The 16,372-nt window shown below is 39.9% G+C and carries 18 protein-coding genes; 4 read left to right on the top strand and 14 right to left on the bottom strand.

The annotated features are described in order from the left end of the window. Nucleotides 1–352 precede the first annotated feature (352 nt). Complete coding sequence (locus tag OQ268_RS10360) at nucleotides 353–1,024, bottom strand: DUF4142 domain-containing protein (RefSeq protein ID WP_265856053.1); 672 nt, start codon at nucleotides 1,022–1,024, stop codon at nucleotides 353–355. Between the two features lie 175 nt (nucleotides 1,025–1,199). Here OQ268_RS10360 and OQ268_RS10355 point away from each other — a divergent pair, with 175 nt between their 5' ends. Then, nucleotides 1,200–1,562, top strand: a complete 363-nt coding sequence (locus OQ268_RS10355; RefSeq protein WP_265856052.1) for a response regulator transcription factor — start codon at nucleotides 1,200–1,202, stop codon at nucleotides 1,560–1,562. Here OQ268_RS10355 and OQ268_RS10350 read toward each other — a convergent pair whose 3' ends face one another. Beyond that, the gene (locus OQ268_RS10350) at nucleotides 1,563–2,402 is read right to left on the bottom strand and encodes an ion transporter (protein ID WP_265856051.1); all 840 of its coding nucleotides are present in this window, start codon (nucleotides 2,400–2,402) and stop codon (nucleotides 1,563–1,565) included. It lies immediately after the preceding gene. Between the two features lie 51 nt (nucleotides 2,403–2,453). Beyond that, a complete protein-coding gene (locus OQ268_RS10345) occupies nucleotides 2,454–3,311 on the bottom strand; it encodes an SDR family oxidoreductase (protein WP_265856050.1) in 858 nt (285 codons plus the stop codon). A 167-nt stretch (nucleotides 3,312–3,478) separates the two neighbouring features. Here OQ268_RS10345 and OQ268_RS10340 point away from each other — a divergent pair, with 167 nt between their 5' ends. The 3 genes from OQ268_RS10340 to OQ268_RS10330 all read left to right on the top strand — a co-directional run bounded on the left by OQ268_RS10340 (nucleotide 3,479) and on the right by OQ268_RS10330 (nucleotide 5,030). Further along, nucleotides 3,479–4,150 (top strand): DUF481 domain-containing protein, encoded by a 672-nt coding sequence (locus OQ268_RS10340; protein ID WP_265856049.1) that lies wholly within the window; start codon nucleotides 3,479–3,481, stop codon nucleotides 4,148–4,150. Between the two features lie 138 nt (nucleotides 4,151–4,288). Continuing rightward, entirely contained in the window at nucleotides 4,289–4,495 is a 207-nt protein-coding gene (locus OQ268_RS10335) for a hypothetical protein (protein WP_265856048.1), read from the top strand. A gap of 133 nt (nucleotides 4,496–4,628) precedes the next feature. Further along, the gene (locus OQ268_RS10330; protein WP_265856047.1) at nucleotides 4,629–5,030 is read left to right on the top strand and encodes a GlcG/HbpS family heme-binding protein; all 402 of its coding nucleotides are present in this window, start codon (nucleotides 4,629–4,631) and stop codon (nucleotides 5,028–5,030) included. 36 nt (nucleotides 5,031–5,066) lie between these two features. On the opposite strand, the gene OQ268_RS10325 is transcribed toward OQ268_RS10330, so the two are convergent. The 11 genes from OQ268_RS10325 to OQ268_RS10275 form a co-directional block, all read right to left on the bottom strand. Beyond that, nucleotides 5,067–5,765, bottom strand: a complete 699-nt coding sequence (locus OQ268_RS10325) for a sulfite exporter TauE/SafE family protein (protein WP_265856046.1) — start codon at nucleotides 5,763–5,765, stop codon at nucleotides 5,067–5,069. Next, nucleotides 5,765–6,193, bottom strand: a complete 429-nt coding sequence (locus tag OQ268_RS10320) for a FixH family protein (RefSeq protein ID WP_265856044.1) — start codon at nucleotides 6,191–6,193, stop codon at nucleotides 5,765–5,767. The genes OQ268_RS10325 and OQ268_RS10320 overlap by 1 nt, the downstream gene beginning before the upstream one ends. An 11-nt stretch (nucleotides 6,194–6,204) precedes the next feature. Continuing rightward, nucleotides 6,205–7,563, bottom strand: coding sequence for a cytochrome c oxidase accessory protein CcoG (gene ccoG, locus OQ268_RS10315; protein WP_265856043.1), 1,359 nt, complete (start codon nucleotides 7,561–7,563; stop codon nucleotides 6,205–6,207). A gap of 8 nt (nucleotides 7,564–7,571) precedes the next feature. Continuing rightward, on the bottom strand, nucleotides 7,572–8,531 hold the full coding sequence (locus OQ268_RS10310) for a cbb3-type cytochrome c oxidase N-terminal domain-containing protein (protein ID WP_265856042.1): 960 nt from the start codon (nucleotides 8,529–8,531) through the stop codon (nucleotides 7,572–7,574). After that, nucleotides 8,518–8,700, bottom strand: coding sequence for a hypothetical protein (locus OQ268_RS10305; RefSeq protein ID WP_265856041.1), 183 nt, complete (start codon nucleotides 8,698–8,700; stop codon nucleotides 8,518–8,520). The genes OQ268_RS10310 and OQ268_RS10305 overlap by 14 nt, the downstream gene beginning before the upstream one ends. Nucleotides 8,701–8,702: 2 nt before the next feature. Continuing rightward, nucleotides 8,703–10,841 carry a cytochrome-c oxidase, cbb3-type subunit I gene (ccoN, locus tag OQ268_RS10300; RefSeq protein ID WP_265856040.1) on the bottom strand — a complete coding sequence of 713 codons (2,139 nt, stop codon included), beginning with the start codon at nucleotides 10,839–10,841 and terminating at the stop codon, nucleotides 8,703–8,705. Nucleotides 10,842–10,904: 63 nt separating this feature from the next. Further along, a complete protein-coding gene (gene ccoS / locus OQ268_RS10295; RefSeq protein WP_265856039.1) occupies nucleotides 10,905–11,081 on the bottom strand; it encodes a cbb3-type cytochrome oxidase assembly protein CcoS in 177 nt (58 codons plus the stop codon). Further along, nucleotides 11,078–13,468, bottom strand: a complete 2,391-nt coding sequence (locus OQ268_RS10290) for a heavy metal translocating P-type ATPase (protein WP_265856038.1) — start codon at nucleotides 13,466–13,468, stop codon at nucleotides 11,078–11,080. Before OQ268_RS10290 ends, ccoS begins: the two co-directional genes overlap by 4 nt. A gap of 4 nt (nucleotides 13,469–13,472) precedes the next feature. Next, complete coding sequence (hemN, locus tag OQ268_RS10285) at nucleotides 13,473–14,819, bottom strand: oxygen-independent coproporphyrinogen III oxidase (protein ID WP_265856037.1); 1,347 nt, start codon at nucleotides 14,817–14,819, stop codon at nucleotides 13,473–13,475. Next, nucleotides 14,819–15,247, bottom strand: a complete 429-nt coding sequence (locus OQ268_RS10280; RefSeq protein WP_265856036.1) for a Rossmann-fold NAD(P)-binding domain-containing protein — start codon at nucleotides 15,245–15,247, stop codon at nucleotides 14,819–14,821. Before OQ268_RS10280 ends, hemN begins: the two co-directional genes overlap by 1 nt. An 87-nt stretch (nucleotides 15,248–15,334) precedes the next feature. Next, nucleotides 15,335–16,366: a response regulator gene (locus OQ268_RS10275; protein WP_265856035.1), complete on the bottom strand. Its 1,032-nt coding sequence runs from the start codon at nucleotides 16,364–16,366 to the stop codon at nucleotides 15,335–15,337. Nucleotides 16,367–16,372 lie beyond the last annotated feature (6 nt).

Genomic DNA, 16,372 nt, shown 5'->3' with positions numbered 1-16,372 from the left:
TTATGAGCGCTTTTTCATTCTACGTTAATCTAAATCGTCCCGTTGATTTAATTCTAACATATCAAACTTCATTAATTATTATCAGATAAGCAATACGCACCGAGGTGTATTTTTTAACCATACTAATTTGTAAATGAAATTAGTAATCGCAAAAATATATTTAACTGAAAATCAATTATTTGAAAAAAAAACATAGTGAGGGCAAAACAGAAATTAGCTGTCATTTGGCGTAAAATGGCATAAATTGAAGATCTGATTCTATGACAAAATTGTCAATCCGAGCCTAAATTTTCATTTTTTCTGAAAATTTAAATTTTTAAAGCATCTAATTTGGTGTCGCATCAGGTGCACCTTATTTTTTCTTCAAAGCTGTTAATGCTTTCAAATTTGCTTTAAACGACCCGATATGTTTAGATGCGAAGCTTTTTACATCTTTATCGTTGTTACTCGCAGCCATTTGGAACAGGCTTATTAATTGTTTCTGTTCTTCCATCATCAAGGCTATGTAGGCCTGATTTAATTCATCACCTTTCAACTTTTTTAAACGTTCAACGTTTTCTAGACCATTTTTTTGCATCGTTCCACTTTCGTTGGCACCGGCAGCCTCCGCTTGGTTCTGGTTCCTGGTGGTATCTTGCAAATTTTCTGGCGCAGAATCAATCCTCCCATCGGGGCGAAGACCTCCTTGAGGTTTATCCATTGGTAGATTTACTTTTTTCAGAGTTGCCAATGCTTTAAGCTCTTCATTTAGCTCGGCCCGTTGAACAATAATCTGATCTGCAAAAGTTTTAAGCTTCGGAAGATTGGATTGCTCGCTGGCCACACCACTGATTTGAATTTCGTTCATGGCGATAATTGTTGCCTTTTTCAGAAAAGCCGCAGCCGGAACATCATCTAGCATATTTACAACAGGTTTTTCACTGTACACTAACTGTTTCGAGGCAAAAGATCCAGGCAGGTTTAAACTGCAAACCAATAGTATAAGTGATGTCTTTTTGATGGGTAATAGCAGAAGATTTTTCATAATTGATTTTCCTAGGTATTTAAACAACCGCCAGATAGCTGAAAAGTTTAAAAAATTTATGAGTCTCCAGAAGGAGCTTACGCTGTTGCTAAAGTTAATAACTATCTCGTTGTGAATAAATTGATTAAACAAGCACGGATTGCACACGTTTATAATACAATTAAAACACATGCCGATGAAAAAGCGCATATATGTTGTCGAAGATAATCCAAGTATCAGAGAGATTATCGAATTTTTGCTCACCGAAGAGCTCTACGAGGTAAAGGCTTTTCCAAATTCAGCGACGTTCTGGCAGAACATGCAGCAGGGCTATCCAGACTTTATCATTTTAGACATAATGCTGCCTGATGAAAATGGCATAGACATTTGCAACAAGCTTAAAAGAAATATAAAAACACACAGTATTCCAGTAATGATGATGTCTGCAAATAACCATTTAAATGCGGTTAAATCTAAATGCACTGCAGAAGATTTCATTAATAAGCCTTTTGATCTGAATGATTTTGCTAGCAGGATAGAGCGTTACATACCCAACTAGTTATCGGTATAAAGATGAACCGCAGAATTTGCAGAAGAGTGCGTTGCTATCGTGCCCTTCTCTACCACAACTTGGGCAAGATTCTGTTAACTCTTTTTTCTGACGAGAGGCAACGGCAATATCGTGCGTAATAATTCCTGTGGGTACAGCAATGATAGCATAGCCAATGAGCATAACAACAGATGCCACGAATTTACCCATGGGCGTAATGGGCGATATGTCGCCGTAGCCAACAGTGGTAATGGTAACAATAGCCCAATAAATGCTTTCAGGAATATTCGAAAATCCATTTTCCCGCTGCTCAACTAGGTACATAATAGATCCAAGAATTACAGTTATGGTAAGTACAGTAAGTAAGAAAATGCTGATTTTTCTTACGCTTCCCTTTAATGCCTGGGTTAAAAAGTTGATCTCGGTTAAAAACTGTCCGAGTTTAAAAATTCTAAATACCCGCAGTAGCCTGAAAGCCCGAAAGACGAGAAGCGATTGGGCGCCGATAAAAAAGATCCCAAGGTAAGAAGGTAAAAGGGCAATCAGGTCTATAATTCCGAGCGGACTAACTACATAACGCATTGGCTTCTTAATGCAGACGAGCCGTAAAATATATTCTATGGTAAATAAAACGGCAAAAATCCATTCCAAGGTGTTAAATAAGTGTCCATAATTGGCATGGATACTAATTACGCTATCTAGCATAACGACAATGATGCTGGTAAAAATGGCGATGAGCAAGCCTATATCAAAAGCTTTTCCAGCAGGAGTATTAGATTCGTAAATAATTTCATGGAGGTTGAAGCGCCAGTCGGCCTCCCCGCCTTCGATATTTTGTTTCTTATTCACTTCTGCTATTTTCTGTCAAGTTAGTAGAATATCCCAACATATAATTTACTATTAGCCATTTACCACCTCACCCCCATTTACATGCATCACCTGTCCGGTAATAAACGAAGCATCTTCGCTGGCTAAAAAGACATACGCTGGCCCAAGCTCTGATGGCTGCCCTGCCCTTTCCATTGCCGTTTCAGAACCAAAAGACTTAATTTTTTCCTCATCAAAAGTAGATACAATAAGTGGTGTCCAAACCGGACCGGGCGCTACCGCATTTACACGAATACCCGATTTAGCTAAATTAGTTGCCAGCGAGCGTGTAAAGGAAGTGATTGCACCTTTAGTTGAAGAATAGTCGATCAGGTTCGGCGACGAGCGATAGGCAGTTACAGAAGTGGTATTGATTATACAGTCTCCGAGGTTCATGTGTGGCAATGCCTCGTGTGCGAAATAGAAATAGCCAAATATATTCGTTTTGAAGGTATCTTCTAATTGCTTGTTATCGATATTTTTGGGATCTTTTTGTGGCACCTGCATCCCGGCATTATTTACAAGGATATTGATTTTTCCAAATTCTTTCAGCACGGTTTGAACTGCCTTTTTACAGAAGGTCGGTTTTTTTACATCTCCTTTAATCAGAACGCACTTTCTACCTTCTGCTACTATCATTCTTTGTGTTTCCTTGGCATCTACATCTTCATCGAGGTAAACAATTGCTACATCGGCACCTTCGCGTGCAAAATGCACTGCTACGGAGCGTCCAATACCACTATCTCCGCCGGTAATCAAACTTACCTTATTTTTTAACTTCTCTGCTCCCTTGTAAGTGGTCTTTATTATTTCGGGCGCCGGATTCATTTTTGCTTCTATGCCGGGTTGGCTGTTTTGTTTTGCTGGAGTCTTTTGCGATTTCATATGCATGCAGTTGGTGTTTGATGAACTAACAACAGGTAAAATGATGGCATGGTTTTACGAAATGATAGCGTAGCCTCGCAATCTCTAAAAAAGCTAAACATAGCTTGTGTATCTTTTGTTGATTTACGATGCGGATAACCTTACTACTCTTCACAATGCTTTTGTCGAATCATTTGAGCGCACAATTCACAGACTCAACACAATATCACCTGGTAGTTAATTCCACAGGATCAATTAACCGAACTAACGACGAGCGAGCATACCTACTTAATAATGCTATCAATATAGGTTTAAAGAAAAAAGATTTCGTATTGAATTCTACTACCAGCTGGCTTTATGGGAAACAGAACAATAATTTGAGTAATAACGACTTTTCTACCACCATTAACTTTAATCTGTATAAAACCATTCCGCATTTTTATTATTGGGGTCTGGTTAACTACAACACCAGTTTCTCGTTACAATTGAAAAACCAGATTCTTGCAGGCGGCGGAATTGCCTATAGTTTTTTAGATCAGCCAAATGCGTATATCAACCTAAGTGATGGAATTTTATTTGATCAAAGTAGCCTGATTGTGGGCGAGCGCTACAACACGTACCGAAATTCTCTTCGGTTACAATATCACTTTGCGATAAAAGAAATCGTTACCATAGATGGAGGCCATTTCCTTCAGCATTCATTTGATAGAAAGGGCGATTATATTATTAGATCGGCTACAACTGTTGGCCTTAAGCTTAGAAAGTGGATTAGCCTAACCACTGCCCTAAATTACAACAAATTAAACGTTACCAGTCGCGAAAACGTAAATCTAACATATGGCTTAAGCATCGACAAGTATTTCTGATTTGTTTAACGGAAGTTATAATGGAGGAATTGATCAATTCAGCATCATATTTAGTTGGATATGAAAACCTTAGACATACTTCCTTTTATTATGACAAAAACATTTATTGATTTCACGTTCAAATCATAATTTTGCACCATGGCAAACTTAAATGTAAAAAAATCAATCCAAACGAAAATAGAATCGCTAACGAAAGAGATTGAAAACCTGCAGGCAGATCTTAAAAAATGGGAGAAAATTGCTGCTGAATATGATGCTAACTCTGAAAGTATCGATCTCATTTTATCTATTCAATTACCAGAAAAAGCAGATGGCAGCAGGGCGAAAAAGGTGAAACAAGCCTGATGTTAAACCATTGGTTAGATGTTTGGGCTAAATTTTAGGTTGTAGCATTGAAAAGCAAGCTTGCTACAAACAATTGTTGCCGGGGTTTGTTTAACAACCACTATCCTGTAATCACAACCAAAAACAAAAAACAATGACTATAACATTAGAACAGGCAGAAAAAATCTCTGCCGCAGCAAAAAGTAAGGCGCAAGAAATTGGCGTAGCCATGAACATTGCAATTGTAGATGAAGGCGCCAACCTAAAAGCATTCCATCGTATGGATAACGCTTGGCTAGGATCCGTAGATATCGCTGTTAAAAAAGCAAAAACTGCTCGTTTTTTCGATATGAATTCAGGAGAAATTGGTAAACTTTCGCAACCAGGACAGCCCCTTTATAACATAGAACACTCAAATGGCGGATTAATTTCCTTTCCAGGCGGTGTATTGTTAAAAGCTGCAAGTGGCGAAATTGTTGGTGCCATCGGCGTTTCTGGTGGTTCAGTAGAACAAGACCATGAGGTAGCTAGCGCCGGTGCAGCAGCATTAAACTAAATTACTTCTTTGCAAATAACCCGAAAAAATCTCGGGTTATTTGCAGGTTTTCGCTTCGCCAAATCTTCCTATTGGCGCTGGTGAAACATAAGGGATGCCAAGATTGGCCGAGCGTAAAATGAGTAGCAAGCCTAACATCAATGATGCCCATGGGATTAAAATTCGAGTTCGAAACGCAAAATATCTTTTGAGCATTATTCCGCCCATTGAAACCATTATCATTAATGGCGTTGTTCCTAAGCCGAATAGAAACATAAATTTTGCACCACTGGCAGTTGAACCAGTATTTATGGCGGTTGCTAGTGCAAGGTAAACCATTCCACAAGGAATGATGCCATTTAGCGATCCGACAAAAAAAGCAGCAAAAGGCCAGTTTAATACTTTCCCCATTAAACTACTGATGGGATTTAAAAGTATATTTTGGATAAAGTAAAAGCGTTTTAGATATCGAGGAACAAATTGGAGCATTGTAAAACACACCAGCAAAATCCCTAAAAATAAAGTCAAAGCTTGTTGATTAGTAAATAGTTTAATGGTTCCGCCAATGCTACCCACCACTAAACCTAAGCACGTGTAGGTGGTTATTCTACCGAACTGGTACAATAAATATCGGAAGGAGGCTGGCAAAATCCCCGCTTTTTGAAATGGCAGGCTAAGCATCATCGGTCCGCACATGACAGCACAATGCACACTTCCAAAGAAGCCCATCAAAAACGCCAATGGAAAGTCTTCCATCACAGCTTAATATTGGTTTGAAAACTATATGCCTTATTGTTGGCCTTCCAACTCAGTTGCACAAACCAAATGCCTTTAGCTAACCTTGCTCGGTCTATCAAAATGAGGTAATTCTTTCCTTTTGTAACACCATCAAAAGATAAATCATCAGCTTTGTTGGCTGCGTGCATCATTTTTAGTTGATAAGTAGCTGGTGTTTTTAGAGCGATGACAACCTGAGTGTTGTTTAAAGACATTTTAGGCGCTACCTGATCAATAACGGCATTCTGCGCCGCATTATATGTTGCATTATATGCAATTCCTTTCTCATAGTAATCTTCTTCAATCAACGCATCTTTGCTCTGTTGCAAAAACATGAAGCCAACCATCGAAAGAATGAAAACCATAAATACCGCCATCCCTAATAAAATCTTCGTTCCCCAGTTCATCTATTTCTATTTTAATTGTCATCGCCCTGCGGCGCAAAAAAACTTGTTGTAGCATGGCTTAAGACTTTCCCCTGTACCACTACTTCAAAATTGGCATCAGTTTTATTTTGTATTTGATGCTTATTTCTAATGAGAAAAAATGTGATATGAACGCTTCCCTCCCGAGGCAACACTGGTGTGTTTTGAATAAATTCAATGCGATCAGCTTTATCTCTCGACCTAAAGATGAACTTCAAAGGCCTATTGGTTTTGTTAATTAATTCTGCGTTGTAAAGATTTGTAATTGCTGCTTGCCCTCTTACCTGGTAAGTGGTACCACTTGCCCTTAAAACAGTTGTTTCTATCTGATCTCTTTTGTATATAAGACCTACAAAGACGGTAAACAAAATGCAAAGTACGGCTGCATAGCCCAAAGCTCTACTACTCAGTTTAAAAGCCCTATTATTTTTGATGAATTCTTGTGTATAAAATCCGATAAGCCTTTTTGGCTTTCCAATCTTTAGCATTACTTCGTCGCAAGCATCGATGCAGGCCGTACAATTTACACATTCTAGTTGTGTTCCGTTTCGAATATCGATGCCTGTTGGGCATACCTGCACACACCAACCACAGTCTACGCAATCACCTTTGACAAGTAAATCTATTTCTTTATTTAACTTACCTCTTGGTTCTCCACGGTTTACGTTGTATGCCACAATTAAGCTCTGATTATCAAGCAAAACGCCTTGCAACCTACCATATGGACATATAACTGTACAAACTACTTCTCTTGCATAAGCAAAAACAAAGTAGAACACTAATGTAAACAAGCAAATTGATAGCAATCCCGAAAGATGGAGCTTAATAGGTTCTGTTACAATTTTCGACAATACATCAGTACCAATAACATAGGCTAAAAAGGTGTTGGCTATTACAAAAGAAACAACTAAAAACAACAAATGCTTGCTGGCTTTTTTGGCTACTTTTTCGGCACTCCATGGCTGCGTATCTAATTTTCTTTGTTTCTGTGCATCGCCCTCTATCCAATATTCTATTTGGCGAAAAACCATTTCCATGAAAATGGTTTGTGGGCAGGCCCATCCACACCAAAGCCGACCTAGAACTATTGTAAAGCACACGATAAAAATAATGAAGATGAGCATCGCCAGTGCAAAAAGATAAAAATCTTGAGGAGTAAAAATCAAGCCAAAGAAAACAAATTTTCGCTCTAAGAGATTAAGTAGAACCAGCTGCTCGCCATTGAGGCTAATAAACGGACAAGAGAAAAAAAACAAAAGCAACAGGTAACTAAACCACTTGCGGTAGCTATAAAGCTTGCCCGATGGTTTTTTCGGGTAGATGAAATTTCGTCCTTTGTTTTGTGGTTCCAAGATAATATCTATTTATTGGCGATTGTTGCTTGTTCAACTGGCTTCATGGATTGATCTTCGGGAATTTTTTCCTCGTACTTTTCTCCTTGTGGAGCTTTTGCTCCTGCCGGATGAGTGCCAGATAGTGAAATGATGTAATTGGCCACCGCTGCTATCTGTTTCGGCGTGAGGTTCTTCTCCCAACTAATCATTCCCTTGGCCGGAACGCCATATTTAATTGTTTTGAAAACATTATGAATACCGCCGCCGTGCAACCAAAACTCATCTGTTAAATTAGGACCAATAATTCCCTGGCCCTTATCGCCATGACAAACCTTACAATTGCCTTCAAAAATTGAGTTCCCTTCTTGCAAAGTTGGTGGCGTACGATCAACTTTAACATTATTCTCATCTATCGTATTGGCAGATTTTTCTAAGTAAGCGGCTTTTTCCATTTGTGCCTTTGCCAGTTCATTCTGGTATTCCTTGTCCTGCAAATCACCATATCCACCTATGTGGTAATAAATCAGATAACTTGCCGCAAAAATCATTGTGCCAAAAAACAAGAAATTAAACCAGGCTGGCACTGGGTTGTTAAGTTCCTTAATGCCATCGTAGGCATGGTCAATTTCCAAATCTTTTTCTTCTGATATTGGTTTTAACCCGAGCAATTTCGCCCACAAAGATTTACCTGTTTTTTTATGCCTTAACCAATCTTCGTATTTTAACGGCGCTGTTTTAACCGGTGCAACATAAGGTGTGGGCTTCATTTGTTCCTGGTACATTACTTTAAAAGCACGAAGCAAAGTGAGCGAGACAAACACCAGTACCAGTGCAAAAAGCAGCGATATAACGATTAACAATTCAGACTGCGATAGACCAAGTGATGGACCAGAATGAACGGTTTGAACCATTGCACCTTCGGTTTCTGAAGCTAATGCCAGTAGCTGTACAAAAAGCAGCACAATAAGTAGTTTAATTTTCTTCATATCCATTTAATTGACTTTCTTTAATGGGCAACTCGCTCATCATTTCAGTATGTTTTCTATTTAATTTAAAAAGATAAATGCCTACTATAATGAAGAACAACATGAACATTACTAGCGAGCTAATGAGGTAAATTTCGCCTCCGGCCAGGTTTTTTATTTGATTGAACATAGTTAGTTGTTTGAAATAGTTTCCTTATTAGCTTTGATATCGGTTCCTAAACGTTGCAGGTAAGCAATGATGGCAATGATTTCCCTGTTGCTTTTTACTTTAATATTGTTTTGTTGTAGGTCTGCAGCAATAGCATTGGCTTGCATTTGCAAGTCGTGGTTAGCTGCCTGTGCATAACCAGGTTGATATGGAACGCCGAGCTTTTGCATGGCTTTAATTTTAGCTGGTGTAGTCGAAATATCCAACTCTTGTTTTACTAGCCAGGGGTACGATGGCATAATGCTTCCGGGCGACATCGAGGCTGGATCTAGCAAATGGTTGTAGTGCCAAGCGTGGGAATACTTACCGCCAATGCGGTGCAGATCTGGCCCGGTGCGCTTACTTCCCCATAAAAAAGGATGGTCGTAAACAAATTCGCCAGCTTTACTATATTCGCCATAACGCTCTGTTTCCGAACGGAAAGGGCGAACGGTTTGCGAGTGGCAATTTACACAACCTTCCCTAATATAAAGATCGCGACCTTGCAGTTCTAAAGCCGTATACGGTTTAACACTGGCGATAGTAGGCACATTTGATTGGATAGTAAACGTTGGCATCATCTCTACCATTCCACCAATAAGAATAATGATGAGCGACATTACCATAAATTTAATGGGTTTGCGTTCTAATACCCGATGCCAGGTTTTATCCGCTGCACTTTCGTGCGAAATTATCAATGCGAGGGGCATGGCCTCTGCAGGCTCATTCGCAACAAGCCTTGCGCTACGCATGGTTTTGGCTAAGTTATAAGTCATAACCATTACACCACCAAGGTACAAGGCACCACCAATGGAACGCAAAACATGCATGGGGATTATTTGCAGCGTTGTGCTTAAAAAGTTGGGGTATTTCAGCATTCCTTCGGCTGTAAACTCCTTCCACATCAATCCTTGTGTAAAACCAGCCCAATACATGGGAATGGCATAGAAAAGAATTCCTAAAGTGCCAATCCAAAAATGAAAAGCCGCCAATTTTTTAGAGTGTAGGTTAGTTTTATAAATACGCGGGATAAGCCAATACAAGATACCAAAGGTTAAAAAACCGTTCCATCCTAGGGCGCCTACATGCACATGAGCCACAATCCAGTCGGTAAAGTGAGCAACGCCGTTAATCTGTTTTAAGGATAGCATTGGCCCTTCGAAGGTGGCCATGCCATAGGCTGTTAAAGCCACAACCATAAATTTAAGCGTTACGTCTTCCCGCACTTTATCCCACGCACCGCGAAGGGTAAGCAGGCCATTGATCATTCCACCCCAGCTCGGTGCGATTAGCATAATAGAAAATGCTACACCCAGAGACTGCGCCCAACCTGGCAAAGAAGTATATAATAAGTGATGTGGCCCAGCCCAGATGTAAATGAAAATAAGCGACCAAAAGTGAAGGATGCTGAGTTTATAGGAATACACAGGTCGCCCGGCCATTTTAGGCAGGAAGTAATACATCATTCCTAAATAGGGCGTTGTTAAGAAAAAGGCGACCGCGTTGTGCCCGTACCACCATTGTACCAAAGCATCTTGCACACCGGCATAAATATAGTAGCTTTTAAAGAACGAGATTGGTAACTCAAATGAGTTCACAATATGCAACACGGCAATGGTAACAAAGGTTGCAATGTAAAACCAGATGGCCACATACAGGTGGCGCTCTCTCCTTTTAATAATGGTACCAAACATATTAATTCCAAAAACTACCCAGATGATAGTTATGACAATATCTATCGGCCATTCTAATTCTGCATATTCATGCGAGGTAGTAAAGCCCAATGGCAGGGTAATGGCTGCTGCAACAATAATAAGTTGCCATCCCCAAAAATGAATTTTACTCAATGCATCGCTAAACATTCTGGCCTTAAGCAAACGCTGAAGAGAATAATAAACCCCCATAAAAATGGCATTTCCTACAAATGCAAAGATAACTGCATTGGTGTGTAAGGGTCTTATTCTACCGAAGGTGGTATACTGGTTACCTAAATTCATTGCAGGTTTGAATAGTTGCATAGCGACTAAAAGTCCTACCGACATACCTATAATGCCCCATACCAGTGTGGCAATTCCGAAGTTTCTTACAATTTTGTTATCGTACGTAAATTTGTCTATTTGCATAAATTTTGGTTGTATCTATAATTCAAAGGTATTGGGTGTACCAGTAGCCGATGATGATTTGGCTTAGTTAGAAAAGTGATCTTCTTCACTATTTTCCACTAGCTCATCATCAAACAATATGCGTACACCTGGCGTGTATACGTCATCATGCTGACCGGTTTTTGTTGCCCACAAGAAAGCGCCAAGAAATATGATGGCCATCAGCACACTACATCCCACTAAAAAATAAAGGATATTCATCTTAACTGGTATTTACGAGCCAAAATCCGCGTAGCGATGGTGGTGAAACAGATAATGGTGATGGTGCTAATGGGCATAAGTACAGCTGCAACTAAAGGAAATAACCTCCCCTGAACGGCGAAGTAAATCCCTATACTATTATAAGCAATGGCAATGGCGAAACTCCACTTGATGATTCTCAAACCGCCTTTGCTGAGCTGAATGAACTGCTGCAACAGGAACAATGCATCACCTTTCATAATTGCATCGCAGCCAGGTGTAAAATTGTTAATGTTATCTGTTAATGCAATACCAAAGTTACTTTGCTTCAAAGCGCCAGCATCGTTTAATCCATCGCCCAGCATCATCACTTTCTTTTGTGCTTGTTGTAAGAGCAAAATGGCTTCTAGCTTTTGATGTGGGGTTTGGCCAAATTTTATGGTGGTACTACCAGTAAAAACGCTGTGCAGGTACTCCTGATCTTTGTTGCTATCGCCAGAAAGAATATTAAGCGAATAGTGGGGAATAAGTTTCTCTACCAATGACTTTATGCCTGGTCGCCATTGCTGCCGAAGAGTAAATGTACCTTTATACTTTCTGTTGATGATAATGTGCACTCCATTGTTTTCCACCTGCTGTGCTAACTGAAATGGCAGCAGTGCTAGCTGACCTGCATATATTTTAGAACCATTTACACTACCAGATAAACCTTTACCAGGGGTTTCTATATACTCATACACCGGGTAGAAATCTGCTATATTCAAACTGGTTAAAATGTGCCTACTTAGCGGATGGGAAGAATTCCGAAACAAAGAGGCTACCATTACTTTTTCCGTGTTGCTCAGCGCCCCTTCAAATATCACCTCGGCACGCTCGGTGCAGGTAAGCGTACCTGTTTTATCAAACACGATGGTATCACAGTTGGCCAAGTCTTCTACCGCATCGGTATTTTTCACGTAAAAGCCTTTCTTATCGAAGATAGATAAGATGGAAGATAATGTAAACGGAGTGCTTAATGCCAAAACACATGGGCAGGCCACAATAATTACAGCAGTAAAGGCCGACCAAGCCCGGTTGATGTCGTGTTGGGTTAGCCAATAGCCAGTAGCCATACAGGCAATAATAAAAACGCCTAAAGTGAAATACTTCGCAATTCGATCGTTAAAAGTGCGTTTTTGGGTATTGCTTTTATAATTATCTTTGTTCCATAATCCAGTTAAATAGCTTTGAGATACTGGCTTAACCACTTCCACTTCAATGGCTTGAGCCGTTTGCTTAGCACCAGCATATAGAATCTCTCCCAACACCTTATGCACAGGAGCTGATTCGCCCGTTACAAAACTCATATCCAGCCATGCATCGCCTTTCATCAAAATGGCATCAGCAGGAATTAATTCACTATTTCTAATCCAAAGGCGATCACCAATCTTGAGTTCGCTAATAGCCACTGGTTTTTCTATACCTTCCATTAATTTGGTTACCGCAAGCGGGAAGTAAGAACGATAATCCCTATCAAAAGAAATGTGACTATAGGTACGCTGTTTTAGCCATTTACCCATTAATAGCAAAAACACCAAACCGGTAAGTGTATCTGCGAAACCTGGGCCGGCATGGAATAAAATTTCAAAAGCTGTTCGGAGAAACAATACCGCCATAATTAAGGCTAAAGGCGTATCGAGATTAATGTGCCTATGCTTAATACTGGTAATTGCAGAGCGAAAATAATCCTTTCCACAATAAAACGTGGCGGGTATAGCAAAAGCAAAATTAAGCCAGCCGAAAAGTTGCTGAAATTGTTTCTCTAAGCTTGATAGCCCAAAATAAGCTGGGAAGCTAAACAGCATCACATTGCCCATTAAAAATCCGGCGGTTGCTATTTTAATAACTAATTGCTTATCGGCAGTGCTATGTTTTTCCTTTACCACATCCTGAAGACTAATCAGTGGTTCGTAGCCAATTTCGTTAAGTATCTGAACCAATTGCCGCAAGGAAATTTTTGTGTGATTAAAGGTGATGGTTACCTCTTTCCGCATAAAATCTATTCGCGAACTAAAAATGGATGAATCAATTTTATACAAATGCTCGAGCAGCCAGATACAAGAACTGCAATGAATAGCAGGGATATAAAAAGACACGATTGTAGATTTCTCGTCACGATAATCAATAAGCTGATTAATAATACTTTGCTCATCCAGATAGGCTAAATGAGTACCAGATTGGCCCCGCTGACCAGGATGTGCATGGTATTGGTAGTAACTGCAGAGCTGATTTTCGGAAAGAATTTTGTAAACGCCCATGCACCCCGCACAGCAAAAATCCTTCTCATGCAACTGATATTTAGCCGCAGGTAAATCTTCGCCACAATGGTAGCACGCGGACTGGATTACAACGGATTCAATTCCTTTCATAATATTAAATTGCGGTGCTAAAGAGCTGAGATTGTGGTTGCTTGAGCCAAAGTTTTTCGTCGAAAGCCATGCAAATATTGCGCAAGAACGATTTTCCTAACAAAGAAACCTTAATCTCGTTATCATTAACAAAAATTAATTGGTCATCAATAAGCGGCGCTAGACGATGAAAAACTCTTTTAGGAATATCATCATTATACTTAGTAGTATCTTTACACATGATGTTTAAAATATGCTGGCGAATACTGAGATCTTGCTCGGTAAGTAAATGCCCTTTTTCTACCGCCAGTTGCCCTAGATTAATTTTTTCCAGATAGCTGGCTAAGGTTTTCGGATTTTGGGCAAAGGCACCCCAGCAATCGCTAATTGATGACACGCCTAATCCAATAAGTAAATGGGTATGTTGATTAGTGTATCCCATAAAATTGCGATGGAGTTGCCGCGTTAAACTGGCTTTAAAAAGCGGATCTGTTTTTAAGGCGAAGTGATCCATCCCTACATCAGCATAACCTGCATGCAGAAAGAAAGATTTTCCTAGTTGGTAAAGTGCAAATTTTTCATCGCCGGTAGGCAAATCTAGTTCGGTATAATGCCTTTGAACCGGTTTTAACCAAGGTACGTGAGCATAACTGTAAAAGGCAATTCTATCTGGCCGCATGGCGATCACTTCATTTAATGTTTCGCTTAAGCCCACCAGATTTTGACAAGGCAAGCCATATATGAGATCGAAATTGATGGAGGTATACCCAATTTTACGAGCCATTTTGGTAACAGCAGCTACTTCTGCAGGAGTTTGAAACCGATTAATCATCAGCTGTACTTTCGGATCGAAATCCTGAATCCCTAAACTTAACCGTTTAAAACCCAATTGAAACAAGGTTTTGAGATGATCTTCTGTTGTGTTCGCTGGATGCGCCTCAAAAGAAAATTCGGCCTTATTGCTTTGCTTAGCTGAAGCCAAAATGCCTTGAACTAGAACACGAAGGTTTTGTGCACTAAAAAATGTTGGTGTACCTCCGCCAAGATGAAGCTCGCTGATGAGCGGTGCTTCACCTAAAAGTGCTACATACATCTCCCACTCTGCTAATACAGCTTTGATGTAAGGAAGTTCTACTGCATGATTTTTGGTAATTCTGGTATTACAACCACAATATGTACACAAACTTTCGCAAAAAGGCAGGTGAATGTATAAGCTTATGCCCTCATCAGCATGTTTGTTGTATGTAAATTGTACGGCTTGTGCCCATGCTTCTGCATTAAATTGGTCATTATCCCAATAAGGCACTGTAGGATAACTGGTATAACGCGGCGCTGCTACATTATACTTTTTCAAAAGCTTTGCGCTATCCATCACTTTAAGGCTTTACTTGCACCACAATTATTTTGGCAGCAGCAAGCCTTACCTAAACATTTGCCCGCAGCCCACTGGTCGAGGTTACGAATCACTTGCTCCATGCGAGATTTTGGGTCGGCCTTACCCGATAATAATGGCACATTTGCCACTTTCATACCTGCCTTGCCGGCTGCTATCAAATCTAAATGTTTTGTTTCTGAAGATGAGGTGGCAATGTAACGGATGCCGAGCGATTTTAATCCGGCGATGAGCAAATCGCTTAAATCGTCATTATTAAAAACCAATAAAACTTCTTTGCCTTCGGCAAACGGCAAAGTATCTGCTGTTAAGCTGTTGGCAATGATGGTAATGTCGTGTTTTTTGTAATTGGCCAAAACTAACCATTCCTTTTCATCGGGTCTTATGTTGTAGGCTATTGCTTTCATGTACATGTTTTCTAGTAACACAAAGCTATGTGAGAGGCCAATAATAGATGGTGAGGATGCTTAGTCTAAAAAGTGATGTTCATCACCTTATTGCTTTACTTGTTTCAGCTTCTTTATCGATAAGATATTGATGGCATTGCCAGTCTTATCAATCAATTTTTCATCCTTAAAATCGGCTAACATTCTACTAACAGTTTCGCTTGCGGTACCCACCAAAGCGGCCAAATCATCTCTAGCTATTTTAATGGTACAGGTGTCGTTATCACCAGTCCCAAACTTTACAGCAACTTGCAATAGCGCTTCTGCAACCCGTTTTCTAACTGAGGAGTAAGCCAGCTGTAGCATTTGCTGGCCTTTATCCTGCACATTTTCTGAAAGAAGACTGATAAACTTTTTGGAAATGGCCTGGTGTGTAAGCAAATATTCCAGAAAATCTAACTTGGGAATCTGAATAATTTTAGCTGCCGATAAGGTTGCCGCATTCTCGGTGTACGCTACGCCATTGCAAAGGCTTTCGTAACCAAAAAAGTCGCCGTGGTGGTATAGCCCTGATGAAAGCTCTCGCCCATCTTTAAAACGTTTATAAGTTTTAACCTGCCCCTCTACTAAATAATACAAATGGGTTGGTTCATCATCTTCTATATAAATAACTTGTTTAGCCGAAACCGTTCTGTGTTTGCCTCTGCTTTTCAAGTCATCTAAGGCTTCCTCAAAATTGCTGGTAGAAATGCCCATATTGGCAAATTGTTGTTTTTTCTTGAACCTGCTCTCTATCGCCTTAAACAATTCCAAATCATCAAAAGGTTTGGTTAGGTAATCATCTGCGCCCATTTCCATGCCTTTGCGCATGTCAGATCGTTCGGTTTTAGCGGTAATGAATATGAAGGGAATGTTAGCGGTTTTTTGATTTTTATTGAGCAGATAAAGCACACCATAACCGTCAAGCTCGGGCATCATAATATCACAAAGGATAACATCTGGTAAGTGTTTTAGCGCTAAATCCACGCCCAATTTGCCATGTTTGGCTGTATAGGTTTCATAACCTGCCAAATCTAAAACTTCTGCAGTGCCTTCTCTAATGTCGTCGTTATCTTCGATAATTAAAACTTTCTTTTTCATGGGATT

The organism is Pedobacter sandarakinus (genome assembly GCF_026240095.1).
GTDB lineage: Bacteria > Bacteroidota > Bacteroidia > Sphingobacteriales > Sphingobacteriaceae > Pedobacter > Pedobacter sandarakinus.
This window is presented reverse-complemented; position numbering and strand designations above follow the sequence as displayed.